Origin of the sequence: Micromonospora sp. NPDC005367, assembly GCF_040606825.1 — a bacterium.
GTDB lineage: Bacteria > Actinomycetota > Actinomycetes > Mycobacteriales > Micromonosporaceae > Micromonospora.
In genome coordinates, this window is record NZ_JBEXFP010000042.1 from 24,773 (window position 1) to 49,240 (window position 24,468).

Genomic DNA, 24,468 nt, shown 5'->3' on the forward strand with positions numbered 1-24,468 from the left:
TTGCCCGATCAAGGTTCAAAGACGCGGCACTAGATCTTATGATTCGTCCATGCGGTCAAGCCAATCCGAGAGCACCAGCGCCTGGTCGTGGCTCAGCTGTTAGCGACGCGGACCAGGTGATCAGGCCGGCCAGCCAACAGCATCGAGGAACTCTTCCACGGCGACCACGACTTGACTGAGCACCGCGATCGACTCGGTGAGTGGGCCGGGCACGTACATGCCGTGATCCGCGCCTTCCACTTCCAGCAGGTGGGGCGTCAGTCGGCGGGCGATGTCACCGTCCCATCTCTTGTCGGCCGTGCCACCCACGAGTAGGAACGGCGCGGTCGCGCGGGCCAGCGCGTCGGCCACCCACGGCAGGTCGAGCAGGGGTGTGAGCCACACGGCGGGCAAGGATCTCTCGGCGGCGATCGCTGCCGCGTTGGTGCCGAGCGACTTGCCGATCAGCAGTGGGCGACCGCCGATGGTGTCGATCAGCGGAACCACGTCACCGGCGACCCAGCTTTCGATTTCGGGCTGACTGGCTGCCGGAAACTTCGGGGACCACGAGTGTCGGTGTACCGTTGCGCCCCGTTGCTCCGCAACATCGCCGGAGTACATCAGCAGGGGAGCGCCGGGTCCGTACATACCGCCTGGAATCACGACAGCGTCAGCCATGCGCGCGACCCTAACTCAAGGCACTTCCCGCGGCGCTCCACATCTGGCAAGACGGCGTCGTCGGGCCGTTCACGGGCCACAACGCGGCAGGGACACGATGCTGTGCCCGCAACTCGCGGGGGTCCGGTCGCGCGGGTCGAGGCCCGCACCGGCGACGGCAAGGCGCACGGCCCGCGGCACGCTGTGCCGGTCGAGGGCGGTGGCGGCGGGGAGGACTGAGGCGGTCGGCACCGGACCGGTGGCGATCTCAGTAGGATGCTGAGATGCCTCGACCAGTGATCTTCGATCTCTTCCACACTCTGGTCGAGGGGGCCGACGAGGAGCGTGACCGGGTAGTCGGCGAGATGGCGGTCATGGTCGGGGTGGCTCCCGCCGATCTGGTCGCCGCGTACCACGCTACCTGGCGGGACCGGCTGGTCCGGTGGGACGTGGAGGAGACGATCCACCTTCTCGCCGGACGCCTCGGCGGCACACCGACCAACGAACAGGTGGCACGGGCCGGTGAGCATCGGCGGGCCCTCGGTTGCCGGGTGCTGGCCGGCGTCTCGGCCGCCACCCTGGACGTGCTCGAGGCGTTACGCGGCGACGGGCATCCGCTGGCCCTCATCAGCAATGCCACCTCGGACACCGCCGAGGCATGGCCGGAGAGTCCGCTCGCCCAACGGTTCGACGTCGCGGTCTTCTCCTGCGATGTCGGGCTGGCCAAGCCCGATCCGGCGATCTATCACCTTGCTGCCGAGCGCCTGCTTGTTCGGCCGGCGGAGTGCGTCTTTGTCGGCGACGGCGCAGACGGCGAGCTGGCCGGGGCGGCAGCGGTCGGTATGACTGTCTTCCGGACCACGGAGTACAACGACACCGACCCGGGCTGGGGCGGGCCGACCATCGCTACTCTGCGCGACCTGCCCGCCATACTCGGAGGAAAGGTCGCCGGTGACCATAGGACGACGGGCGTTCCGGGCGTCACGACCGGATGAGGAGGTATTTCCAGACTCGCAGGGTGTGCTGGAGCATGCGCTGCCAGCGACCGCGCCGGCGTCCTGTTCGGACAGCGCGTGGGCCGAGACGGGCGCCTTGAGGTGGATGTCGCCTATGACGGGGCCGGACATGGTGGTGGCTTCGTGGCCGCCGAGATCCACGTCCGGCTCTGCGTCCGGCTGTCAGGGGTGGCGGGCAAGGACCCGCACGTCGACATGGTCGACATAGCCTGTGGTTCGGAGTTGGACGAGCGACCGGGGGTCGGCCTGACCAGATCGTCGCACTGCACGGGTGACCCCCTCTGGCAACGCGACCGGGACGGGGGAACGCCGGTGATCGACGCGGTCTTCTTCGACATCGGCGGGACGATTCTCGACGAGTCCCGCGAGTTCGGGGCCTGGGCGGACTGGCTCGGCGTTCCACGGCACACGTTTTCGGCGGTCTTCGGTGCGGCGATCGCGCGAGGTTCGGACTGGCAGGAGCCGTTTCGGGTGTTCCGGCCCGATTTCGATCTCGCGGTCGAACTCGAACGCCGGGCGGCCGCGGGTGAGCCGGAGTGGTTCGGGGAAGAGGATCTCTACCCGGACGCGCGATCATGTCTCGCCGCTCTGCGGAGCCAGGGCCTGCTCGTGGGCCTGGCCGGCAATCAGCCGGCCCACGCCGAGGCGATTCTGCGCGCTCTCGACCTGCCCGTGAACGTGATCGGCACGTCGGAAGGTTGGGGTGTGGCGAAGCCGTCCCCGGCCTTCTTCGGGCACGTCGTTCGCGAAGGCGGTGGCGATCCATCCTCGATCCTGTACGTCGGCGATCGGCCCGACAACGACGCACGCCCGGCCGTTGCGGCCGGTATGAAGGCATGCCTGATCAGGCGTTCTCCGTGGGGTCACATCCTCGACATCCCGGCCGTGTCGGAGCAGTGCCTGTTCCGCATCGATTCGCTCGAGGAACTCCCGGACCTGGTTGCGAGGCACAACGCGCCCTAGGGCGGCGAGCTGCGGTGGTGACCCAGGCTCCGGTCAGGCCGCCGCCGGTGGATCAGGCGGCGGCAGGAACCGTCCGCGCGCCGCGGCCACGATCGACCGTACGGCGATGCCGCCGATCAGCGCCGAGATGGCCGCCAGCACGAGGTACGAGTAGACGCGGTGGCCTGGCGGTTCGCCGCTGGTGAGCCAGTCCAGAGCCATCGTGGCCACTGCCGACCAGGAGAACGTGAACGCCCAGAAGCTCGGGGCGAAGCGCAGCCGCAGGTAGAGCGCTAGAAGGCGGATCTGCGCCAGGACCAGCAGCAGCCCGTACCCGGAGATCAGCATCACCCAGATGTCGATCTGGCCGCCGTTGCGGGCGAGGAGCGCGAGCCCGGCAACGGCGGGGGGTGCCACCTCGATCGCGAGGGTCGGTACGAGCGGTGCCGGCAGCTGCGGCCGGGTGAAGAGGCGGTTCAGGATCATCGACCCGAGCATGAGCCAGCAGATGAGCCCGAGCCCGAACATGACATCCGCCAGGGTGTGCTGACCGACGACGTGCGCGGCCCCCGAGGCGACGAATCCGCCTGTCACGGTGGGCAGGAGATAACCGGGATGGATCTGGTCGATGGCGACCCGGCCGTAGATCCACTGCCCGGTTATCCAGCCACCGTAGATGACGGTGAGGACCAGGAACACGTCGACGAGGATCCGCGCGACGCCTCTGTCGTACGGGGCGACGCCCTGGGCGGCGAGCAGCATCGGGGTGATGACGGCGAGCGAGACGAACGGGCCGGTGATCGGGTCCGCCATGTCGCCGGCGAGGGTTCTCGGTTTCGGCAGGACGTACGTCGCGTACGCCGCCACGACGGTGAGCCAGGTGAGCGCGGCGAGCGCGAGCACGGCGTTGCCGATCCACGTCGGCGCGCCGCGGTGATGTCCGGCCACGATCCAGGTGTTGCCCAGGCCGGCGAGGCCGAAGGGGATGCCGAAGAAGTTCGGCGGAATCCGGACGGCGGCCATGACACCTCCCCTGGCGGGGGTGGTCCCGCTCGGACGATCCGGCCCAATCCTGCCCGGCGCCCGATCCGCCGGGCGGCCGTTTCGGTCAATCGGCAAGTGGTCGGCTGGATTCGGGCCGGGCGGATCCTACGCGTGGATGCCGTGTGACACCTCGTAGCGGTCAGCCGACCAGTGCGAACCCGAGGAAGACGATCGCGGCCAGGGGCAGGGCGGTAACCAGTGCGAGCGCTCGCTGCCGGAACGTCCGTCCGATGAGCGCGACGATCAGGACGGCGAGTGCGACGTCGATGGCGACGTTCCACCAGTAGCCCGAGGGATAGTCGGGGTCGTTGGCGCGGCGGGCGAACCTCGCCGCTTCCTCGAAGAACGCCGCGGCCGGCAGCGCGATTCCGACGATCTGTCGCCAGCCCGTCTTGCGGGCCCAGGCGCCGCCGGTGCCGAAGACGACCCCGGCGAGGACGCCGAGGAGCATCCAGAACAGCGACGACGGTTGCCACAGCACGGCCAGCGCGTCGCCTTAGATGAGCGCCGCCGCCAGGTAGTAGCTGGGTACGGCCACGACAAGCAGGACGGCGGCGGCGAGGGCCGGGCGTACCCGGCCGGATCGGACCCAGTAGCCGAAGGCGAAGGCCGCGACCGCCCAGGTGGCGGTGGAGTTGCCGAGTTCGGCGAAGGGGTACGGCACCGACGTGATCCACAGAAAGTCGAGGACGCCGAGCAGGATGCCGCCCGCCACGGCGGCGAGTGCTGTCGTTCGCTGATCAGGGTGCACGGCGGGAAGCATACTCAGTATGCTTTCGCGCGGGCCTCGGCCGTCGTGAGGGCGTTTCACGGAAGACCCGAGGACCGACGTGCGGCGGGAACGCCACCGCCCCGATCATCCGGTTCGGGACGGAACGCGGAGGTCGAGGCGGTGCCCGACGCCACAGGCGCGGCGGCATTCCCGCCGTCCCGCCGGTCGTTCAGCGGCGGGCGGCCCCGTCGACGATCTCGGCGATGGCGTCGAACGGCTGGTACTGGCCGATCTCCTTGGCGAGGACCTCGACCCGGGTGCGGTAGGCCGGATCGCCGAGGACCGTCCGCACCGCGGTACGCAGGTCCGCCACCTCAGGGTTGCCGGTACGCAGGTTGACGCCGGTGCCGGTCCACTCGACCCGGTCGGCCACCTCCGGCTTGTCCTCGCTGGCGCCGGCGACCACCAGCGGCACCTCGTGGTACAGGGCGGTCTGCACGCCGCCGTAACCGCCGTTGGTGACCAGCACGTCGGCGTGGGGCAGCAGCCGATCGAACGGCACGAAACCGGCCAGCCGAACATTGTCCGGTACCTCGGGCAGCGCCTGGCGCACCAGGTCCGGCCCGTCTTCGCGTGCGGTGGCGGCCACCACGAGGACGTCGAGGTCGGCGAGGGTACGCAGCGTGGGGATGACCAGTTCGTTCAGGTCGACGTTGGCGACCGTGCCCTGGGTGACGACCACCACCGGACGGCCGGCCGACAGCTCCGGCCACCACGCCGGCTCGACGTAGTCGCGGCCGGAAGTCGGGGGCAGCATGCCGACGAACCGGAAGTTCGCCGGAAGGTTGTTGCGGGGGAACTCGAAGCCGGGCACGGTCAGCTGCAGGTAGTGGTCCGTGCGCTGTAGGGGCGCCTGGAAGAGCGGGTCGGGCAGCGTCGCGCCCAACGACTCGAACGTCGCCTCGGTGAACTTCTGCAGCTGGACGAAGATGTCGGGCACCTCAGCGTTCTGCGCCGCGTTGCCGCTGTCCGCCTGCTCTTCCGGCGTCGGCTCGGCACCGGCGTCGACCGCCGCGGTGTCCTCGCGCGGGAGCAGTACGGGGATGGTGCCCAGCGTCACGAGCGTCGGGCGTTGCTTCGGCGGCGTGGAGAGGTAGAGCACCGGAATCGACAGGAACCCGAGCTCGCCGATGATCACATCGGCGGGGAACTCGGCCAGCAGCGCCCGCAGGCCCCGCACCTGCGCGGGCAGGTGGCCGACGAAGACGTTCTCGAAGTCGAACGCCAACTGGGCCGGGCCCGGCGGGAGGGTGGCCCGCACCGGGTAGAGCTTGTCGAACTCCCGGTCGTCGAGGTCGGCCTCCGGCGGCAACGCCTGGAACCGTGCTCCGATCGCGAGCGCGTGCTGCTCGAAGCGGGACCCGGTGTACACGACCACCTCATGGCCACGCCTGACCAGCTCCGCCGCGACCGTGAGGACCGGGCTCACGTGCCCCTGGAAAGGGGTCGCCCCAGCTATTACCTTTGCCATCCGGATCTTCCTCGTCTCGAAGTTGCCGGGCCCGGCGCGGTCCGACCAACACCTCCAGCACGGAAGATTTGGTGCGGGCGTTCACGTGATCCGCGCTACGTCGACGACGAGCGGCCGCACCGCGCCGGGGTGCCGAACCGGGCGGCGCGGCCGGCGTACCTGTCGGGTGCGGCCTCGGGACGGCACGATGCGTCACCTACTGGCGGACCTTGCGGCGGGCCGCGCCGGCCAGCAGGTAGATGCCGGCGACGAGGGTGACCAGGCGTACGACGAAGATCACCGCTCCGATGATCGCCGCCAGCGCGCCCATGGCGATGATGCCGTAGGGAAGCCAGTCCGTCTCCGGGATGATGCGCGCCGACTCCGGGTCCTGCGGCAGGTAGGAGACCGTGGCGGTGGAACCGACCTGCGGGCGCTTGCTGCTCTGTTCCGGCTCGGTGAACTCCACCGGCCGGTTGTCCGAGGTGGTGAACGTCAGGATCCGCGAGTACATCGTGCGGCCGTCGGTGTCGCGAGAGCTCGTGACCCTGGTGACGGTGGCGGTCGCCGATGTCCCGCCGGCGTACGGCTGATGCTGGCCGTGCCACCACCAGCCGATCCCGACGAACAGCAGGCCGACGGCGAGCACCACAAGGGAGCCGAAGACGCCGGTCCGCTTGCGTCCGCCGGGAACGTCGATGCCGACCAGCCCGTCGGCGATGAGCGTCGCACCGGCGGCGGCGCGTGCTCCCCTGCCGGTCAGAATTCCGGCCAGGCTCCTCATGATCTGGTTGGGCATGTCAGCCGTCCTCCGGTCACCGATCAGGTCCAGGGTTGTCACCGCACCCACGTGACGAGGACCGCGCCGGTTCGGCCGGCCGCCACTCAAGTGATCCGGATCTCGTGCTCGTGTGGTCGGTTGTGCACGCGGCAAGGGCAGGAGGGGATGGTGCCCCGGCGTTGCGGAACCGTCGGCTGACCTCCTACGGATTCGGGGTGGGCAGACGATGCGCCGGGTCGCGGTCAGCGGAGCACGAGCAGGTCGAGGGCGTCGACCACAGCCCCGGTGGTGGTGCTCGCCGCCGCCCGGAGCCGGGCGACGCCGGCGGCGTACTCGGCATCTGTGATCAGTTGCAGGGGAGTGTGTGCCTCCCGGCGTAGCGCCGCGGCGGCCGCCCGCAGGGACGTGGCGGTGACCTGGGGTACGGCTCCGAAGGCGACGGTCTCGAAGCCGGCGGCCGCGAAGGCGGTCTCGACCTCGGCCACGCTGGGGTAGGTGTCGAGCACGCGGACAGCTTCCGGGAAGTACCGGAAGAGGCTGATCGCCTGATGCCGTCCCGCGAACGCGGAGCGGATCAGCAGCGGGGCGCCTGGGCGCAGGACGCGGCGCAGTTCCCGGGCGGCGACGCCGAGGTCTGGTATGTGGTGGATGACCGTGGACATCCAGGCCGCGTCGACGCTGTCGTCGGCGAGCGGAAGGCGGGTGGCCTCACCGGCCACCATGGGCTGGTGCACACAGCGGGCTCGCATCGCCTCGGACGGCTCGACGCCGACGACCTCCACGGCGGCGAACCAGCCGGTGAAGCTTTCCGCCCAGTGGCCGGTGCCGGAGCCCAGGTCGAGAAGCCGCATTCCGGGGCGCGGGTCGATGTGCCGGGTCACGGCCTCGCGCCAGGCACTGAGTCCCTCGTCGGTGAGGTGCCGGGTCGCCGCGAACGCCGCGGCGTCCCAGTTGTCGTACGCGATTCGCGCCATGCGTCCGACTAAACAGCCAGGAGCCGGCGAGCGGTAGACACGATGCACCGGATCACAGCCGCCAACTGATCGCCGGGAGCAGCGCTACCGTGGCGCGGCCATCGGCTTGGAGCAGAGCACGTCGGGGAACGGCAGGTAGCCGAGGGCCTGCCAGAACCGCAGCGCCTCGTCGTCCTCCGGCAGGACCAGCAGGTTCACTCGCGGGCAGCCCAGCGCCGCGAACCGCTGCTCTAGTTCACCGATCAGACGGGTGGCGACGCCCTGTCGGCGGCGCGCCGGATCGACCGCCAGCCGGAGGATCCAGCCTCGCCGGCCGTCGTAGGTGCCCAGCACCACGCCCACGACTGTCTCGTCGGCCTCAGCCACGAGGAAGAGCTGTGGGTCGCGCCGCAGCTTCGTCTCCAGCTCGTCTCGGGACAGGACGTCGCGGCCGGCCGCCGCCACAGCTCAGCCACCGTGCCGTAGTCCGGCCAGCGGAACTGCCGTACCCCGATCGTCACGCCCGTCCTTCCCACGGCGACGGCGGTGAGCGTAGCCTGCGGTCTTTCGAGGGTGCGCGGGCAACTTGTGGCGCGGCCAGGCTGGTCAGGCCGGCGTCCGGTCAGCGGGGGCTTCCGCCGAATCCGATCTCGTTGCCGTCGGGGTCGACGTACGTGATCTTCCGTACGCCGTTCTCGTACGTCTCCCGTCCGGCCGGTTCCAGCCCCCGCTCGGCCGCCGCGGCCACCCGGCTGTCGAGGTCGTCGACGAAGACGGTGTGCCGGGCGTGGCCGGCGTGCTCGGGTAGCCGTTCGATGTAGACGAACCGGTGTTCGGCGAGTTCCCACACGGCTTCGGTGTCGTTCGGGAGGAACGCCGGCGGGGTGCCGAGCAGCCTCTCGTACCAGGTCAACGCCGCGCCGTAATCGCTGACGGGGATCCCTGCGAACAGGTCGACGGCCATGCGGCCAGGTTAATTGGACATCGGATCCGGGCGGGGGAGGACACGGCCGGCGCAGTGCGCGTCTTCTGCGCTTCGAGTAGGCGTCGAGGCCCGATCGCCTGCCCGCTGCGGTCCGTTCGTGCCATGTCAAGATCACTGCCATGAATCTCGATGATCTCGCCCGTCAGATCGACACCCGGGCCCGGCTCACCGGTGAATTCGTGCTCCGTTCCGGGCGGCTGGCGACCGAGTACTTCGACAAGTACCAGTTCGAGGCCGACCCCGTGCTGCTGGACGCCCTGGCCGAACAGATGGTCGCCCTCGTGCCCGCCGGCACCGAGGTGCTCGCCGGGCTGGAGATGGGCGGGATCGCCGTCGTCACGGCGCTCGGCCGGCACACCGGGCTGCCGTGCGCATTCGTCCGCAAGGCGGCGAAGCCGTACGGCACCTCGCGGCTGGCCGAGGGCGCGGAGGTTGCCGGGCGGCAGGTGCTGGTGGTCGAGGACGTGGTGACCTCCGGTGGGCAGGTCGTGCTCTCGACAAAGGAACTGCGGCAGCTCGGCGCGCGTGTCGACGCCGCCGTCTGCGTGATCGACCGCCAGGAGGGCGGAGCCGAGGCGTTGGCCGCCGAGGGCATCGCACTGCGTGCGCTGCTCACCCGCGCCGACCTGGCCTCCACCGACCAGAGCCGCTGACAGCGAGATCGCAAGACTCCGACTCCGGCGCCGTCCGGACGGGGGGTCAGGTGCGTGGACACCGGGGCTGATGGATAGCTCAGCACCGTCCGAAGCCGGTCCGTCCAGCTGCCACGGCGGCACGGCCCGCTGCGGCTGGGCGGTCCGGTCGTGCGTTGGTAGCCTTGACCTGCGCGACTGGCGAGGGTGGCTAACCACCGGGGAGCGCTGTCAGCTGGAGCATCGTCCGCCTGGGTGCTCATCACCACGAGGGTGAGGAGCCGCACATGACCGCGACGTTGATGGACGGGCAGACCCTGTCCCGGAAGCTGCTCGACGAGACCGCGGAGCGTGCCGCGGCGTTCGAGCGTACGCAGGGACGACGGCCGTGCCTGGCCACGGTTCTCGTCGGGGACGACCCCGCCTCGCACACGTACGTGCGGATGAAGGTGAACCGCTGCGCGGCGGTGGGCATCGAGTCGCGCCGGGTGGACCTGCCGGCTTCCGCCAGCACCGAGGAACTGGTGGGGGTGCTGCGGGAGATCTCCGCCGATCCCGCCGTGGACGGCATCCTGTTGCAGCACCCGGTGCCGGCACACGTCGACGAGCGTGCCGCGTTCGAGGCGATTCCCGCGGACAAGGACGTCGACGGGGTGACCGGGGCGTCGTTCGCGGCGATGGCGTTCGGGGAGCGTGGATTCGTGTCCGCCACGCCGGCCGGCATCATGCGTCTGCTCGACGCGTACGACGTGCCGCTGCGCGGGTGCCGGGCGGTCGTCGTGGGGCGCAGCGCGATCCTCGGCAAGCCGGTGGGGATGCTGCTGCTGGCGCGGGACGCGACCGTGACGTACTGCCACTCCCGCACCGTCGACCTGGCTTCCCATGTCGTGGAGGCGGACGTGGTGGTGGCCGCGGCGGGTGTGCCGGAGCTGGTGCGCGGCGAGTGGATCAAGCCAGGGGCGGTGGTGGTGGACGCCGGCTACAACCCGGGCAACGTGGGCGACGTGGAGTTCGCCGGCGCAGCCGAACGGGCGAGCCTGATCACCCCCGTGCCGGGTGGGGTGGGGCCGATGACCATCGCGATGTTGCTGTCGCAGACCGTCGACGCCGCCGAGCTGCACGGCTGACCCCTGGCCGCTGTGAGCCGGCCGTACCGGCGCCCGGAGTCGGCGGCGCGCCGGTCCCGCCGGTAGGCGGCGGAAACAGATCGGGCGGCGGGTGAACCAGCCGGGCCGGCGCACCGTCGTGCATGCGGAGACGGTACGCAGGGAGGAACAACAGAAATGCGACCCACGCCCGGCGCCGGTGGCTCGTCGAAGCTGCGCCGCCTGCTCACCGACGTGTCCCGTCGTGCGCGACGAGGCTTGACGCCGTCGTACCCGGCGGCGCGGGTGCTGCGCGGCGGGTGGGCGCGGCTGGACACGCCGGTGCGGCGGGGCGTCGCGGCGGGTGCGGTGTTCGCGCTGGCCGCCGCGGCCGGAGTCGCGGCCGTGTCCGGGTTCGGCGCGGCCACCGCCGACGACGCGCGGACCGGTCAGCCGGTGCCGGCCAGCCAGGTGCAGACCATCTCCGCGGCCGCGCTGGCCTGCCCGACGTTGACCCCGGCGCGTCTCGCCGGGCAGGTGATGGCCGCGTCCGGGTTCGATCCGGCGGCCCGCACCGAGGGCGGCGGTACGGGGGTCGCCGGTCTGACCGACGCGGTGTGGGACGAGTGGAAACCGGGAGCGGACGCGCGACGGGAGGACCCGGAGGCGAACATCGTCGCGCTCGCGCACTACATGTGCGACCTCGTCGGGCGGGTGCGGCAGACGGACCCGAACGGTGACCGGTGGCAGCTGGCGTTGGCGGCGTACCGCTCCGGGCTGTCCGCTGTCCGTGACGCGGGCGGCGTGCCGGACGAGGCCGAGCGGTACGTCGGTGTGGTGGCGGGCTACGCCACCTGGTACGCGCGCCAGCCGGAGTTCACCCAGAGCAACCCGACCCGGTCCCCAGGGCCGGTCGGTGGGGTGGAGCCGAGCACGGGTACGCCGGCGACGCCGGTGCCGGACGCCTACCTGCCGGCGATCCTCGCCGCCGGGAAGGCTTGCCCGGCGGTGCCGTCGACGCGGGTCGCCGCCCAGCTGATGGCCGCGTCGGCGTTCAACCCGAACCTGTTCGGCTCGAACGGTGCGCAGGGCATCGCACAGTTTAACCCCGAGGTGTGGGCGCGGTACGCCCCGAACGCCGCCACCGCCTCACCGTGGGATCCGCACCAGGCGATCGGGGCGCTCGGTGCGGTGATGTGCCGGCTGGTCCGGGAAGTCGGCCAGGTGGGACAGGGCGACGCGTACCAGATGGCGCTCGCCGCGTTCCAGTGGGGACCGGAGGCGGTGCAGCGGGCCGGCGGTGTCCCGGACTCGCCGGCGGTGCGCAGGTTCATCGCGTTGACCGAGGCGTACACCACCAGTTACCAGGGCGACTCGCGGCTGCCGGGTCCGCGCCCGACCAAGCCGGCGGGTGCTCCGTCGCGTTCGCCCGCCGGGCCGGGTGGCACCGCGCCGACCCGGCCAGCGCAGGGTGGTCAGGCCACGGGCGGCACGGCCACCGGGGGACCGGCCCACACCGGTGGTCCGAAGACCGCCGCGCCGCCGCCCGCGACGACGCCGAAGCCGCACACCAGTACCGCGCCGGCGAACCCGGGGCCGCAGCCGGTGAGCGGCGCCGGTCCGATCATCGGGTACGGCAGCGGCCGGTGCATCGACGTGACCGACGGCGCGTACACGAGCAACCCGCAGTTGCAGATCTGGACGTGCAACGGCGGCCCGAACCAACGGTGGACGTTCTACAGCGACGGGACTGTCCGAGCGTTCGGCCGATGCATGACGGTGGCAGGCGGGTCGACCGCGGACGGCGCGCGGATTCTGTTGAGCGGCTGCAACGGCAGTTCCTCGCAGAAGTTCACGTTGAACAACGCGCACGACCTGGTGAACAAGCGTGCCGACAAGTGCGTCGACGCCACGGACATGCAGACCAGCAGCGGTACGCGGTTGCAGCTGTGGTCCTGCGGTGGCACCTCCAACCAGAAGTGGCACCGCTGAGTCGGGTCGCGGCACGAAAAGGGGGCGCAGTCGTTCGGCTGCGCCCCCTTTTCGCGCAGGTCACCGCTCGGCGACGACAGGACGCCCGGCGCCGTCCACGGGTGCGGCAGGGCGGGCGATCTCGGCGTCCAGAGTGGACGACGAAGCGGTTCATCTATGTAAACAGGCTCACTTTTGCGGCAAGAATTGATCATCTGTGGCGAGTCGGGCGTTAGTCTGCTCGAGCTCGTCAACTCCGGCGGCGCCGGCAGGGCGGGTTTGCCCATTTTGCCGGTACCTGCCGGCGCAGGAGAGGTCGTGAGGCGTTCCGGATGTCCCAGTTGCTGGACTTCGCCGTCGTCGGCATAGCCACCGGTACGACGTACGCGATCGTCGGTCTCGGAATCTGTCTCGTGTACCAGGTGACCGGGGTCATCAACTTCGCCCAGGGCGACTTCGTCATGGTCGGCGGGCTGACCTTCGCGGTCGCCGAGGAGTCCGGACTCGCGGCGTTGCCGGCGGCGGCGCTCGCGGTGGTCGCCACCACTGTCGTGGGTGGCCTGGTGCAGCTCGGGGTGATCGCCCCCGCCCGGCGGGCGACCCACGACCGGTTGGTCATCCTCACCATCGGCGCCTCGATCACCTTGCAGGGGGCGGCGCTGCTGGCGTTCGGCGCCGACCAGCACTTCGCCAGACCGTTCGGCGGGGAGGACCACGTCGCGTTGTTCGGGGCACGGATCTCCAGCCAGTACCTGTGGTGCGCGGCGGTCACCGGACTGGTCATGGTGGGGATGTGGCTCGTCCTGCGGCACACCGGTCTCGGCCGGGCGATGCGGGCGACCGCGCTTGACGTCGAGACCGTACGGCTGATGGGAGTCTCGCCGCAGCGGATGAGCCTGCTGGCCTTCGTGCTCGCCGCAGCGCTGGCCGCGATCGGCGGGATCGTGCTCAGCCCGCTGCAGCCGCCGGACGCCACCATCGGCGTCGCGCTGGGGCTCAAGGGATTCACCGCCGCAGTCCTCGGCGGGCTCGGCTCACCGGCCGGCGCCGTGGTCGGCGGACTCGCGGTCGGCCTCGTCGAGGCCGGGGTCACGGGGTACGTCAGCAGCGGCTACCGCGACCCGATCGTCTTCGGCATCCTCGTGCTGGTGCTGCTGGTCCGGCCGACCGGGCTGCTGCGGCGCGGGGCGGTGGTGCGGGTATGAGGTCGCTGCGCACCCGCGCGACCGGGTACGTCGTCTTCGTCGCGGTGCTGCTGACCGTGCCGGCGGTCTTCACCCGGGTGCCGTTCTTCACCATGTCGACGGCCGTCGTGATGGCGTTGTTCGCGCTCGGTGCGCTGGGTCTCGTGCCGCTCACCGGGCACGCCAACCAGATCTCCCTCGGGCAGGCCGCGTTCTACGGCATCGGCGGGTACACCTCGGCGATCCTCACCACCCGGCACCACGTCACGCCGGTGCTGGGGATCCTCGCCGGCGCCCTGATCGCCGGGGTGATCGCCTGGCTGATGGGGTTGGCGATCTTCCGCGTGCAGGGTCACTACTTCGCCCTCGCGACGCTCGGCATCGGCGTCGCGCTGACATTCACCGCCAACCAGCTTTCGTACACCGGCCGCAACGCGGGCATCGCCGACCTGCCGCCGTTGACGCTCTTCGGCCACCGGTTCACCACGGACCTGTCGACGTACTACCTGGTCGCGGCCGTGCTGCTGCTGGCTGTGGTACTCGTCGACGCGGTGCTGCGCTCGAGCCTGGGCAGGTCGCTGACGGCGGCCGGCGACAGCCCCGTCGCCGCGGCGGGCAGCGGTGTGGACATCGCCGGCCTGCGCCGTACGGCCTTCGTGCTCGCCGCCGTGCTCGCGGCCGTCGCCGGCGGTTTCTACGCGCACTGGTACCGCTATGTGGATCCGAACCTGATGTGGATCCTCAACTCGGTCCAGTTGCTGCTGATCGCCACCGTCGGCGGGCCGCGCAGCGTCTGGGGCGCGCCGCTCGGGGCGTTCACGGTGATCACCCTCGCCGAGGCGTCCAAGCTGTACGTACCCGTGCTGGTGCCGAACGCGAGCGGCAACTACGAACTGGTCGTGTACGGCGTCGCGTTGATCGTCGCGCTGCTGTTCCTGCCCACCGGAGTGGCCGGCGGGGCGTCCGCTCTGGCCCGCCGGGTCGCCGGGGCGCGTCGACGGGCCGGCGGCGCGCCGCCGGCGTCGCAGACCGAACCGGACGTCGGGCACGCGCCGACCGGTGGTGTCCGGTGAGCGCCATCCTGGAACTGCGGGGGCTCACCGTTCGCTTCGGTGGTGTGTCCGCCCTCGACGACGTGTCACTGCGGCACGACAGTGGAGGCGTCGTCGGGCTGATCGGCGCCAACGGCGCCGGCAAGACGACCCTGCTGAACGTGCTCTCCGGCGTGGTGTCACCCACCCGGGGCGGGGTCCTGCTGGACGGGCGTGAGCTGACCGGCAGGCCGGCGTACCGGATCGCCCGGGCGGGCGTCGCGCGCACCTACCAGAACCTGCAGGTCTTCCACTCGCTGAGCGTGCTGGACAACGTGCTCGTGCCGCGACTTGCGAGCCAGCGTTGGATCGGCCCGGCCGCGATGCTCGGGCTGCCGATGGCGCGGCGCGAGGAGCGCCGCCACCGCGAGTACGCGGCCGACCTGCTCGCCGAGGTGGGCCTGGCCGGCCGGGAGACGCAGCCCGCCGGCAGCCTGCCGTACGGGCTCCAACGGCGGCTGGAGATCGCCCGGGCGCTCGCCGGTGGGCCGCGGCTGCTGCTGCTCGACGAGCCCCTCGCCGGGCTCGCGCGGGGCGAGGGCGCGGACCTGGTGGAGCTGGTGTCGTCCCTGGCCGGGCGCGGGATCACCGTGCTGCTGGTCGAGCACGACGTCGCCAGTGTGTTGCAGGTCAGCGATCGGCTGGTGGTGCTCGACCACGGGACGCTGCTCGCCGACGGGGATCCGTCCACCGTCGTGGACGACCCGGCGGTGCGCGCCGCCTACCTGGGGGAGGAGGTCGAGCATCGTGACTGAGCGGGTGGAAGACGCCAGCTCGCCGGCCGGCGACGCTCCGCTGTTGGAGGTCACCGGCCTGGCGGCCGGATACGGCGGGATCGAGGTGCTGCACGGCGTCGACCTGGCGGTGCGGGCGGCGACCGCGACGACCCTGATCGGCAGCAACGGGGCGGGAAAGACCACGCTGCTGAAGACGATGGTCGGACTGGTCCGGCCGTCCCGCGGCCGGGTGCGGCTGCGCGGCGAGGACATCACCGACTGGTCCGTCCAGCGGCGCACCCGCGCCGGTCTGGTGCTCGTGCCCGAGGGACGGCGGGTCTTCGCCGCGCTCTCCGTCCACGAGAACCTGCTCCTCGGCGCGTACGGCCGCCGGCGCTCCGCCGTGGCCGCGAGCGCGGACGAGGTGTACGGCCGGTTCCCTCGCCTGGCGGAGCGGCGTCGCCAGCCGGCGGGGACGCTCTCCGGTGGTGAGCAGCAGATGCTGGCGATCGGGCGCGCACTCATGGCCGCACCGACGGTGATGCTGCTGGACGAGCCGTCGCTCGGGCTGGCTCCGAAGGCGGTCGCCGAAGTGACGGGCATCCTCACCGCGCTCGCCGGCGCCGGCACCACCCTGGTGCTGGTCGAGCAGAACGCCTCGGTGGCGTTCCGCGTGGCGAGCGCGGGCTATCTGCTGGACCGCGGTCGGATCAGCCTGGCGGGCGAGGTCGCCCGGCTACGCGCCGACCCGCAGGTTCGGGCCGCATACCTCGGGTTGGGGACCGCCGAGCGGCGCTGACCCGGTGTCAAAGAGATCCAATAGGGGGGATCGATGCGTTTACGTGCTGTCCTGTCGCTGTCCGTGGCGACGGCGCTGGCTGTGGTGGTGAGCGGCTGCGCCGCCGACGAGCAGGCTCAGGACGAGAGCAAGGGGGACATCGTCATCGGGGCGAACCTCGAGTTGTCCGGCCCGACGGCGTCCATCGGTACGACGTACAAGAAGGCGCTCGACCTCAAGGTCAAGCAGCTCAACGACAGCGACGCCGCGGGGGGACGGAAGATCCGGCTGGTCGTACGCGACAACCGCACCGACAACAACACGTCGGTGGCGAACGTCAACCACTTCATCAAGAACGAGAACGTGACGGCGGTCATCTCGGGCGGGTGCAGCGCCTGCATCGTCCCTGCGATCCCGACGATCACGGAGAACAAGGTGCCGACGATCGCGCTCGCTTCGGCCAGTGCCATCACCAGTCCGGTCGCCGAGCGCCGCTACGTTTTCAAGATCTCACCGAACCCGGCCGAGGACGCGCAGGTGATCGGCGCCGAGTTGAAGCGGAAGAACCTCGGCACGGTCGGCCTGCTGTACGTCAACAACGTCTATGGTCAGGACGGTGAGAAGGCCGTGACGCAGGAGGCCGCCAAGGTCGGTGTCAAGGTCGTCCACGAGGAGCAGTTCGGCCAGGCCGACACCAACATGACCATCCAGGTCTCCAAGATCGTCGCGGCGAAGCCGGCCGCGGTCGTGATCTGGGCGGTCATGCCCGCCGCGGGGCTCATCGTCAAGGCGCTGCGCGACGCCGGCTACCCAGGCGCCGTGTACCTGGACGCCGGCGCCGGCGCCGAGTTGTTCGTGAAGGGCACCGGTGACGCCGCCGAGGGCACGAACATGGTCTTCCCGAAGGTGCTGGCGGTCAACGAGATCGATGCCTCCACGCCGCAGGGTGCCGCGCAGAAGCAGTGGGTCACCGCCTATCAGTCCGCCAACGGGCCGTACTCCGGTTTCGCATCGTTCGCCGCCGACGCGCTGCAGACCATCGTGGACGCGGTGCAGAAGGCCGACAGCACCGACCGGGAGAAGGTGCGGGACAACATCGAGGCCGCACAGTTCGACGGCGTGAGCGGGCCGCTGCACTTCACGGCCGAGAATCACTCCGGTCTGACCCCGGAGGCGCTCGGCATCCTCGTTGTCCGGCAGGGTGACTGGCACCTCGCCGGCTGACCTGGATTCGGGGAGTGGCGCGTCCGGCCGCGGTGCGAGCGGCCGGACGCGCACTCGTGCCACAGTACGTCACACCGTCCCTCATCTTCGCGGACGTCGGTCGGGTCACCGGGTACGGGTCCGCGCGCGAACGCTGTCAGCTTCCCGGTGCGGTGGGTAAGCCCGTTGACGGAGTGAGTACTCACTCCGTATGGTTCGGGTATGACGAACACGCCTGCCCGGCGACGCGCGCCGGGAATGAGTCCCGAACAACGACGAGAAGCCGTGGTACGGGCGGCGCTGCCGCTCGTCGCGGAGCACGGTGCGAGCGTCACCACGGCCCAGGTGGCCCGCATGGCCGGCATCGGCGAGGCCACGATCTTCCGGGTTTTCACCGACAAGGACGAGTTGCTCGACGCCGTGATCGCCGCGGCGCTCGATCCGGCGACCGTGCTGGGTGAACTCCGCTCGATCCCACTCGACCAGCCGCTGGTGGACCGGCTGGTCGAGGCCGCCGACGCTCTGGAGGCCCATCTCGGACGGATGGGCACGGTGCTCGGCGCCCTGCACGCGTCCGGCCATGGTCGGACGCGGCGGCGAGGCGAAGCGCCGCGCGAGCGGTCGGCCGGGCGGGACGCGAGCCAGGCGGAGACCAGAGAAGCCGTTGCCGCCCTGCTGGAGCCGGAGCGGGAGACGCTGCGCCTGCCGGTCGAGCAGTTGACCGAGGTGTTCCTCACGTTCGTGGGCGGCCGCGGCCGGTTCTCGGGCGGCGGCGCCCCGGAGCTGTCCAACCGGGGAATGGTGGAACTCTTCCTGCACGGTGCCCTCCGCGCGGCGGGATGACCGGACGATCCAGGCGGGTGGCCACCCCGGAATCAGGAGTCCCGCAGCGGCGCGGCGGTGAGCCGGGCCGGGTGAACTCCCCGGGTCGTTGCGGAGGGCAACGATTCGACCGGTAGCGTCTTGCGGCGGAACCACGGTTACATCTGAGGAGGCTGCGGTGCAGACGACGACGGTCGACGTCAAGACCAGCGACGGGGTGGCGGACGCCTACCTCGTACGCCCGGACGGTGAGGGTCCCTTCCCGGCCGTGCTGGTCTTCATGGACGCGTTCGGGCTGCGGCCCCGGATGGTCGAGATGGCCGAGACCATCGCCGCCCGCGGGTACGTGGTTCTGATGCCGAACCTCTTCTACCGGGCCGGCCGGTCGCCGCTGTTCGACCTGTCGAGGCTCGACGACGCGGAGCAGCGGGGCAAGATCTTCGAGAAGATCGGTCCGTACATGGCCGCGCTGACCCCGGAGGTCGTCACCCGCGACGCCGGCGCGTACCTGGACTTCCTGGCCGCACACGACGACGTCGCGGCCGGGCCGGTCGCCATCGTGGGCTACTGCATGGGCGGCATGAACGCGCTGCGGGCCATCGAGGCGTACCCGGATCGGATCGCCGCGCTGGGCAGCTTCCACGCTGGCCGGGTGGTCACCGACGCCGCCGACAGCCCGCACCTCGGGGTCGGCTCGGTGACCGGCGAGCTCTACTTCGCGCACGCCGACCAGGACCACTCGATGACCGCCGACCAGATCGCCACCCTGGAGCGGACCCTCGACGCCGCCGGCGTCCGGTACCGCTCCGAGGTGTACGAGGGCGCGACCCACGGGTTCACCATGTCCGACACCGCCGCCTACGACGAGGCCGCCGAGAAGCGGCACTGGGCCGCCATGTTCGACCTGCTCGACCGCACGATCAGCCGCTGAGTCACGAAGCGTGTGCCGGGCCCGACCGATCGGGCCCGGCACAGCTGCTCGTCCTCACCTCCGCAGGCGGTCCCGGTTTCCGCGCCGAGCGCATCACCCTCCGGCCACTGGCGGCTGATGCGCTGGTCGTCCCCATCGGACAGGATGACGGGGACGACCAGCGTCGTGCTGCGCGACGACCACGGCCCGCCGAACGTCCCGCAGGCTACCCGTGAGAGGAGACCCGTGCCGTCCACCCTGCTCTCCCGGCGCGATCTGCGGTTCCTGCTCTACGACTGGCTGGACGTGACGCGGCTGACCGTCCGCCCCCGCTACGCCGAGCACTCCCGGGAAACCTTCGACGCCGTGCTGGAACTGGCCGAGCGGGTGGCCACCGAACACTTCGCCCCGCACAACCGGGCGGCCGACCTCGACGAGCCCACGTTCGACGGCCGGCAGGTACGGCTGATCCCCGAGATCAAGGCAGCGCTGGACGTCTTCGCGGAGACCGGCCTGCTGGCGTCCACGTTGGACGAGTCCGTCGGCGGCATGCAACTGCCGCACACCGTGGCCGCCGCCTGCTTCGCCTGGTTCCAGGCCGCGAACGTGGCCACCTCGGCGTACCCGATGCTCACCCTCGGCAACACCAACCTGCTGCTCGCCCACGGCAGCCCGGAGCAGATCGACACCTGGGCGCGCCCGATGATCGAGGGACGCTTCTTCGGCACCATGTGCCTCTCCGAGCCGCACGCCGGCAGCTCGCTGGCGGACATCACCACCCGGGCCGAGCCGCAGGCCGACGGCACCCACCGGCTGTACGGCACCAAGATGTGGATCTCCGGAGGGGAGCACGAGCTGGGCGAGAACATCGTCCACCTGGTACTGGCCCGACGTCCCGACGGCCCGCCCGGGGTGAAGGGGATCTCACTGTTCATCGTGCCGAAGCTGCTCCCCGGCCCGGACGGCGAGCCCGGCGAGCGCAACGACGTCGCGCTGGTCGGACTGAACCACAAGATGGGTTACCGGGGCACGACCAACACCCTGCTCAGCTTCGGCGACGGCGCGCACCACCCGGCGGGCCGGGCGGGCGCCGTCGGCTACCTGGTGGGCGAGCCGCACCAGGGGCTGGCGCAGATGTTCCACATGATGAACGAGGCCCGGATCGGGGTGGGCGCCGGCGCCACCGCCCTCGGCTACACCGGCTACCTGAAGTCTCTGGAGTACGCCCGGCAACGCCCGCAGGGCCGGCCTCTGGCCGACAAGGACCCGACGACACCACAGGTGCCCATCGCCGCCCACCCCGACGTGAAACGGATGCTGCTCGCGCAGAAGAGCTACGTGGAGGGCGCACTGGCGCTGGTGCTCTACAGCGGGCGGCTGCTCGACGAGGAGAAGAGCGCCCCGGAGCCGGCCGACCGGGCCCGCGCCCACCTGCTGCTCGACACGCTCACCCCGATCGTGAAGAGCTGGCCGTCGCAGTGGTGTCTCGCCGCCAACGACCTGGCCATCCAGGTGCACGGCGGCGCCGGCTACACCCGCGACCACGACGTCGAGCAGCACTGGCGCGACAACCGGCTCAACCCGATCCACGAGGGCACCCACGGCATCCAGGCGCTGGACCTGCTGGGCCGCAAGGTCACCCGGCGTGACGGGGCGGGCCTGGCCGCGCTGGTCGAGACGATCGGCGCGACCGTTGACCGGGCCCGGAAGATCGGCGGCGAGACCACCGAGCTGGCCGAGCAGCTCGCCTCGGCGGTGCGGCGGCTCACCGACGTGACCCGCCGGCTCCGGAGCGCCGGTGACCCGCAGCTCGCGCTCGCCAACGCCAGCGTCTACCTGGAGGCGGCAGGTCACGTGGTGATCGCCTGGATGTGGCTGGAGCAGCTGCTCGTCGTGGAGGCGGCCGGCGCCGCCGCGCCGGACGCCGACCTGTACGCCGGCAAGCGGCACGCCGCGCACTGGTTCTTCCGGTACGAGCTGCCCCGCACCGGTCCGCAGTTCGACCTGCTGGCCGGTCTGGACCGGACCACCCTGGAGATGCGCGACGCCTGGTTCTGACCGACGCCCACCCTGCCCGGGCAGGGCAGGCCGTGCGCGGTCAGGCCCTGCGCGGCCAGGCCGTGCGCGGTCAGGCCCTGCGCGGTCAGGCCCTGTGCCGGGCGACGTAGACCGTGTTGCTGGACTCACCGCCGGTCAGCGGATTCGGAAACGGCACGACGTGCGCCTGCGCGGTGGCGAAGACCTCGGTGAGGGCCTCCTCGAACGCCGGGTCGGGCGGATCGTCCGACCAGAGTGCGAACACCCCGCCGGGGTGCAGGCGAGCGGCGAGCCGCCGCAGCCCGGCCGGCGTGTAGAACGCGGCGTTGCGCGGGTGCAGCACGTGCCGCGGAGAATGGTCGATGTCCAGCAGTACGGCGTGGAAGCGGCGTTCCGGCCGGTCCGGGTCGAACCCGTCGCCCTCGACGGCCGCGAAGAAATCGTCCCGTACGAGACGGGTCCTCGGGTCGTCGGCCAGGCCGGCGGCGAACGGCAGCAGACCCCGCCGGTGCCAGTCGATGACGTCCTCGATCGCCTCCACGACGATCAGCGACCGCACCCGGTCGTCGGCGAGCGCGGTGCGCGCGGTGTAGCCGAGACCGAGACCACCGACGACCACCTCCAACTCGCCGCCGACCAGCGGGGCCAGGCCGAGCCGGGCCAGCTCGATCTCCGCGACGGGGAAGAGGCTGGACATCAGGAACTCGTCGTCGAGCTTGACCTCGTACACCTCGACCTGAAGTGCCGGGTCGCGGCGCCGGCGCAGGCTGATCAGGCCGATCGGCGTTTCCCGCCAGGCCAGTTCCTCGAAGCGCGCGCCCACACAGTCCTCTTCTCGCCGGTTCAGTGCCGGATGCTACCCGGGTTCGCGGTCAACCCGGCCTGAGCGCGCACGCCACCACCACTGCCGTCATCGCGATCACGACCGGGCCGACCGGGCGGCGCAGCGCAGGCCGCCGGCGCAGCAGGACCAGCAGCGTGCCGGCCGCCGTGCGAGGGATTCACGGCGGCGACTGTACGGCGCACCACCACCGAGGTGGCGGCGGACGTTACCGAAGGTTCACGGAAGATCGACGCAGCGCATATCCTGTGCCCCGAGCGAGCACGGGAAGGGACGTCATGCCGTCGCGGCAGGACCAGCTGCACTCGTACCAGTTCACCGTCCAGCGGGCCGTCGCCGCGCTGGTCATGCGGGAGACCGATCCGGCGCAGTCGCCGTTCCGGCGGCTCGCCGGGGCCGCGCTGGCCAGCGTGCTGGTCGCCGCGATCGGGCTGGGCGGCTTCGCGCTGTACGGGCTCTTCGCGGGCGGCGGGAGCAACTGGCGGGACACCGGCGCGGTCATCGTGGAGAAGGAGTCCGGCGCCCGGTACGTCTACCGGGACGAGAAGCTGCACCCCGTGCTCAACTACGCCTCGGCGTTGCTGATCGTCGGCGCCGAGGAGCCGAGGACGGTGCTGGTGTCCCGCCGGTCCATCGAGGGTGTGCCGCGCGGCCTGCCACTGGGCATCGCCGACGCTCCGGATTCGCTGCCCGCGCCGGCCCGGCTCGCGAACGACCCGTGGACGGTCTGCTCGGCAACGCCCACCGACGTCGGCCGCGCCGTCCCGCGCTCGGTGCTGCTGATCGGCGAGGACGCGCGCGGTGGCCGGCAGCTCGGCGACGAGGCGCTGCTGGCGCGGGATCCCGACGGCGGGTTGCACCTGGTGTGGCATGCGCGCCGCTACCTGGTCCGCGACTCCGCCCGGGTGCTCGCCGCGCTGGCCACCACCCGGGCGCGGGCCGTGCCGGTGGCGGCCGCCCTGCTCAACACGTTGCCGGCCGGGGCCGATCTCGCGCCGCCGACGCTGCCCGGCCTGGGTCAGCGGTCCACCCGGGTACCGGACGCAGAGATCGGCGACGTCTACCTGGTGCGGAACTCCGGTGGGGGCCGGCAGTACGCGGTAGCCGTCCGCGACGGGCTGGCCGGGATCACCGAGTTGCAGGCGAGCCTGCTGCTGGCCCGCACCGGTCAGGGCGAGGCGGAAGCAATGACCCTCGGCCGTTTCGCCGAGCTGCCCGAGGTGGCCGACCTGGCCCCGTCCGGCTCGGCCGCCCCGCCCCCGGCGCCACCACGGCTGGCCGCCGTCGACGGTGGCGGAGTGTGTGCCACGGTGCGTGACGACGCCGGGGTGGCGGAGCTGCGGGTGGGCGTACGCCCGCCGGATGCCGCCGCCGCGCCTCGCTCGGGCGCGACGGGCGGAGCGGTCCACGCCGACCAGGTCGTCGTGCGGCCTGGCCGGGGCGCCGTCGTCGAGGCGGTCGCGGCGCCCGGTGCCACCGGCGGGGCGGTGTCGATCGTGACCGACCTGGGCCGGCGGCACGTGGTGGCCGACCGCGAGGTGCTGGCCATGCTCGGCTACCGCGACGTGCGCCCCACCCGGCTGCCAGCCGGCGTGGTGAGTCTGGTGACCGCGGGGGCCACGCTCGATCCGGCGGCGGCGCGGGCCGTCGCCGCGCCGAGCTGACCGGTCGCGCGCCGTCCGGCCCGACCCGACAAGCCGCGCGGCCCGGCCGGGCTCAACAGGCCGGCGGCGCTGGGCTCGACTCGACGGGCCGGGCGGTGTGGCCGGACTCATCGGGCCGGGCGGCATGTGGCCCGACTCGACGGGCCGGCGGCGCTGGGCCCGGCCGGTGACGGCGAGTGGCCCGCAGCGTGGCGAACATCCGGTCCACCTCGTGCTGGCCTGCTTTTCGGTCGGCAGGCCGGTGCCCGGGTCAGTCGGCAGGGCGGCGCAGCAGGGTGACGGCGAAATCCGCGTCGTCACGCCAGCGGCGCAGGTCCCAGGTTGCGAAGCGGTGTTCCAGCCGCAGGCCGGCGGCGACCGCGTCGGCGTCGAAGTCGTTCAGCGGGTAGCCGCGGTCGGTGCCGAAACCGACCGCCAGCACGCCGTCGGGACGTAGGTGTGCGGCGAGGCGACGCAGCACCTCCTGCTCGGTGCCCGGCGCGACGAAGGTGAGCACGTTCCCGACCAGCACCGCCGCGTCGAAGGGCTCGGCCTCGCCGACCGCGGGCAGGTCCAGCTCGGCCAGGTCACCGACCAGCCAACGCGGGCCGGGATGATCGGCCCGGGCGGCCTCGACCAGCGCCGGATCGGCGTCCACCCCGATCACCGTGTGACCCCGGGCGGCCAGCGCGGCGCCCACCCGGCCGGTGCCCGATCCGGCGTCGAGGATCCGGGAACCGGGCGGCACCAGCGCGTCCACCAGACGAGCCTCGCCGGTCAGGTCCGCCCCCTCGGCCGCGAGTCGGCGGAACCGTTCGATATACCACTGCGAGTGCTCGGGCCCGGTGTCGGTCTCCCAACGCGTCGCGTTTCCCATGGCCCCCACCGTAACCAGCCCCATCCGCGCCCCCTCACGCAGTCTGGGCCCTCTTTCACGGAAAGAGTGGCCATTCCACGAGGAATGGCCACTCTTTCC

The 24,468-nt window shown here is 71.6% G+C and carries 23 protein-coding genes, 1 pseudogene and 1 riboswitch; of the genes and pseudogenes, 14 read left to right on the forward strand and 10 right to left on the reverse strand.

All coding sequences use genetic code 11. The features are described 5' to 3' along the window. Nucleotides 1-120: 120 nt before the first annotated feature. Nucleotides 121-657 (reverse strand): alpha/beta hydrolase, encoded by a 537-nt coding sequence (locus tag ABZS42_RS24460; RefSeq protein WP_355148948.1) that lies wholly within the window; start codon nt 655-657, stop codon nt 121-123. A 263-nt stretch (nt 658-920) separates the two neighbouring features. Between ABZS42_RS24460 and ABZS42_RS24465 the strand changes: the two genes are divergently transcribed. Beyond that, a complete protein-coding gene (locus tag ABZS42_RS24465) occupies nt 921-1,631 on the forward strand; it encodes an HAD-IA family hydrolase (protein ID WP_355148950.1) in 711 nt (236 codons plus the stop codon). 333 nt (nt 1,632-1,964) lie between these two features. Further along, nucleotides 1,965-2,615 carry an HAD family hydrolase gene (locus ABZS42_RS24470; RefSeq protein WP_355148952.1) on the forward strand — a complete coding sequence of 217 codons (651 nt, stop codon included), beginning with the start codon at nt 1,965-1,967 and terminating at the stop codon, nt 2,613-2,615. Between the two features lie 33 nt (nt 2,616-2,648). Here ABZS42_RS24470 and ABZS42_RS24475 read toward each other — a convergent pair whose 3' ends face one another. The 7 genes and pseudogenes from ABZS42_RS24475 to ABZS42_RS24505 all read right to left on the reverse strand — a co-directional run bounded on the left by ABZS42_RS24475 (nt 2,649) and on the right by ABZS42_RS24505 (nt 8,558). Continuing rightward, nucleotides 2,649-3,617: a hypothetical protein gene (locus tag ABZS42_RS24475; protein WP_355148954.1), complete on the reverse strand. Its 969-nt coding sequence runs from the start codon at nt 3,615-3,617 to the stop codon at nt 2,649-2,651. A 160-nt stretch (nt 3,618-3,777) separates the two neighbouring features. After that, a pseudogene (locus tag ABZS42_RS24480) lies at nt 3,778-4,401 on the reverse strand (DUF6518 family protein). Nucleotides 4,402-4,579: 178 nt separating this feature from the next. Further along, nucleotides 4,580-5,881: a nucleotide disphospho-sugar-binding domain-containing protein gene (locus ABZS42_RS24485; RefSeq protein ID WP_355148956.1), complete on the reverse strand. Its 1,302-nt coding sequence runs from the start codon at nt 5,879-5,881 to the stop codon at nt 4,580-4,582. A 196-nt stretch (nt 5,882-6,077) separates the two neighbouring features. Then, a complete protein-coding gene (locus tag ABZS42_RS24490; protein WP_355148958.1) occupies nt 6,078-6,659 on the reverse strand; it encodes a DUF3592 domain-containing protein in 582 nt (193 codons plus the stop codon). 224 nt (nt 6,660-6,883) lie between these two features. Next, a complete protein-coding gene (locus tag ABZS42_RS24495; protein WP_355148959.1) occupies nt 6,884-7,615 on the reverse strand; it encodes a methyltransferase domain-containing protein in 732 nt (243 codons plus the stop codon). An 84-nt stretch (nt 7,616-7,699) separates the two neighbouring features. After that, complete coding sequence (locus tag ABZS42_RS24500; RefSeq protein ID WP_355148961.1) at nt 7,700-8,059, reverse strand: GNAT family N-acetyltransferase; 360 nt, start codon at nt 8,057-8,059, stop codon at nt 7,700-7,702. Nucleotides 8,060-8,216: 157 nt separating this feature from the next. Continuing rightward, nucleotides 8,217-8,558 carry a VOC family protein gene (locus ABZS42_RS24505; RefSeq protein WP_355148963.1) on the reverse strand — a complete coding sequence of 114 codons (342 nt, stop codon included), beginning with the start codon at nt 8,556-8,558 and terminating at the stop codon, nt 8,217-8,219. Between the two features lie 140 nt (nt 8,559-8,698). Between ABZS42_RS24505 and ABZS42_RS24510 the strand changes: the two genes are divergently transcribed. The 11 genes from ABZS42_RS24510 (at nt 8,699) to ABZS42_RS24560 (ending at nt 21,029) form a co-directional block, all read left to right on the forward strand. Then, entirely contained in the window at nt 8,699-9,232 is a 534-nt protein-coding gene (locus ABZS42_RS24510) for a phosphoribosyltransferase family protein (protein WP_355148965.1), read from the forward strand. Between the two features lie 163 nt (nt 9,233-9,395). Then, nucleotides 9,396-9,475: riboswitch (ZMP/ZTP riboswitch) on the forward strand. Between the two features lie 23 nt (nt 9,476-9,498). Further along, nucleotides 9,499-10,338 (forward strand): tetrahydrofolate dehydrogenase/cyclohydrolase catalytic domain-containing protein, encoded by an 840-nt coding sequence (locus tag ABZS42_RS24515; RefSeq protein ID WP_355148967.1) that lies wholly within the window; start codon nt 9,499-9,501, stop codon nt 10,336-10,338. Between the two features lie 156 nt (nt 10,339-10,494). Further along, nucleotides 10,495-12,288, forward strand: a complete 1,794-nt coding sequence (locus ABZS42_RS24520; RefSeq protein WP_355148969.1) for a ricin-type beta-trefoil lectin domain protein — start codon at nt 10,495-10,497, stop codon at nt 12,286-12,288. Nucleotides 12,289-12,599: 311 nt separating this feature from the next. Continuing rightward, nucleotides 12,600-13,472, forward strand: coding sequence for a branched-chain amino acid ABC transporter permease (locus tag ABZS42_RS24525; RefSeq protein ID WP_355148971.1), 873 nt, complete (start codon nt 12,600-12,602; stop codon nt 13,470-13,472). Then, nucleotides 13,469-14,524 (forward strand): branched-chain amino acid ABC transporter permease, encoded by a 1,056-nt coding sequence (locus ABZS42_RS24530; protein ID WP_355148973.1) that lies wholly within the window; start codon nt 13,469-13,471, stop codon nt 14,522-14,524. The genes ABZS42_RS24525 and ABZS42_RS24530 overlap by 4 nt, the downstream gene beginning before the upstream one ends. Continuing rightward, entirely contained in the window at nt 14,521-15,297 is a 777-nt protein-coding gene (locus ABZS42_RS24535; RefSeq protein WP_355148974.1) for an ABC transporter ATP-binding protein, read from the forward strand. The genes ABZS42_RS24530 and ABZS42_RS24535 overlap by 4 nt, the downstream gene beginning before the upstream one ends. Further along, the gene (locus tag ABZS42_RS24540; protein ID WP_355148976.1) at nt 15,290-16,057 is read left to right on the forward strand and encodes an ABC transporter ATP-binding protein; all 768 of its coding nucleotides are present in this window, start codon (nt 15,290-15,292) and stop codon (nt 16,055-16,057) included. Before ABZS42_RS24535 ends, ABZS42_RS24540 begins: the two co-directional genes overlap by 8 nt. Before the next feature lie 33 nt (nt 16,058-16,090). Further along, on the forward strand, nt 16,091-17,260 hold the full coding sequence (locus tag ABZS42_RS24545; RefSeq protein ID WP_355148978.1) for an ABC transporter substrate-binding protein: 1,170 nt from the start codon (nt 16,091-16,093) through the stop codon (nt 17,258-17,260). Nucleotides 17,261-17,461: 201 nt separating this feature from the next. After that, on the forward strand, nt 17,462-18,082 hold the full coding sequence (locus ABZS42_RS24550) for a TetR/AcrR family transcriptional regulator (protein ID WP_355148980.1): 621 nt from the start codon (nt 17,462-17,464) through the stop codon (nt 18,080-18,082). A gap of 157 nt (nt 18,083-18,239) precedes the next feature. Further along, nucleotides 18,240-18,992, forward strand: a complete 753-nt coding sequence (locus ABZS42_RS24555; protein WP_355148982.1) for a dienelactone hydrolase family protein — start codon at nt 18,240-18,242, stop codon at nt 18,990-18,992. A 144-nt stretch (nt 18,993-19,136) separates the two neighbouring features. Then, on the forward strand, nt 19,137-21,029 hold the full coding sequence (locus tag ABZS42_RS24560) for an acyl-CoA dehydrogenase (protein WP_355148984.1): 1,893 nt from the start codon (nt 19,137-19,139) through the stop codon (nt 21,027-21,029). A gap of 85 nt (nt 21,030-21,114) precedes the next feature. Here ABZS42_RS24560 and ABZS42_RS24565 read toward each other — a convergent pair whose 3' ends face one another. Then, nucleotides 21,115-21,831, reverse strand: a complete 717-nt coding sequence (locus ABZS42_RS24565) for a spermidine synthase (protein WP_355148986.1) — start codon at nt 21,829-21,831, stop codon at nt 21,115-21,117. A gap of 296 nt (nt 21,832-22,127) precedes the next feature. Between ABZS42_RS24565 and eccB the strand changes: the two genes are divergently transcribed. Then, nucleotides 22,128-23,513, forward strand: coding sequence for a type VII secretion protein EccB (eccB, locus tag ABZS42_RS24570; protein ID WP_355148988.1), 1,386 nt, complete (start codon nt 22,128-22,130; stop codon nt 23,511-23,513). A 250-nt stretch (nt 23,514-23,763) separates the two neighbouring features. Here the strand turns inward: eccB and ABZS42_RS24575 are convergent, their stop codons facing one another. Further along, nucleotides 23,764-24,369 carry a class I SAM-dependent methyltransferase gene (locus ABZS42_RS24575; protein ID WP_355148990.1) on the reverse strand — a complete coding sequence of 202 codons (606 nt, stop codon included), beginning with the start codon at nt 24,367-24,369 and terminating at the stop codon, nt 23,764-23,766. Nucleotides 24,370-24,468: the final 99 nt, after the last annotated feature.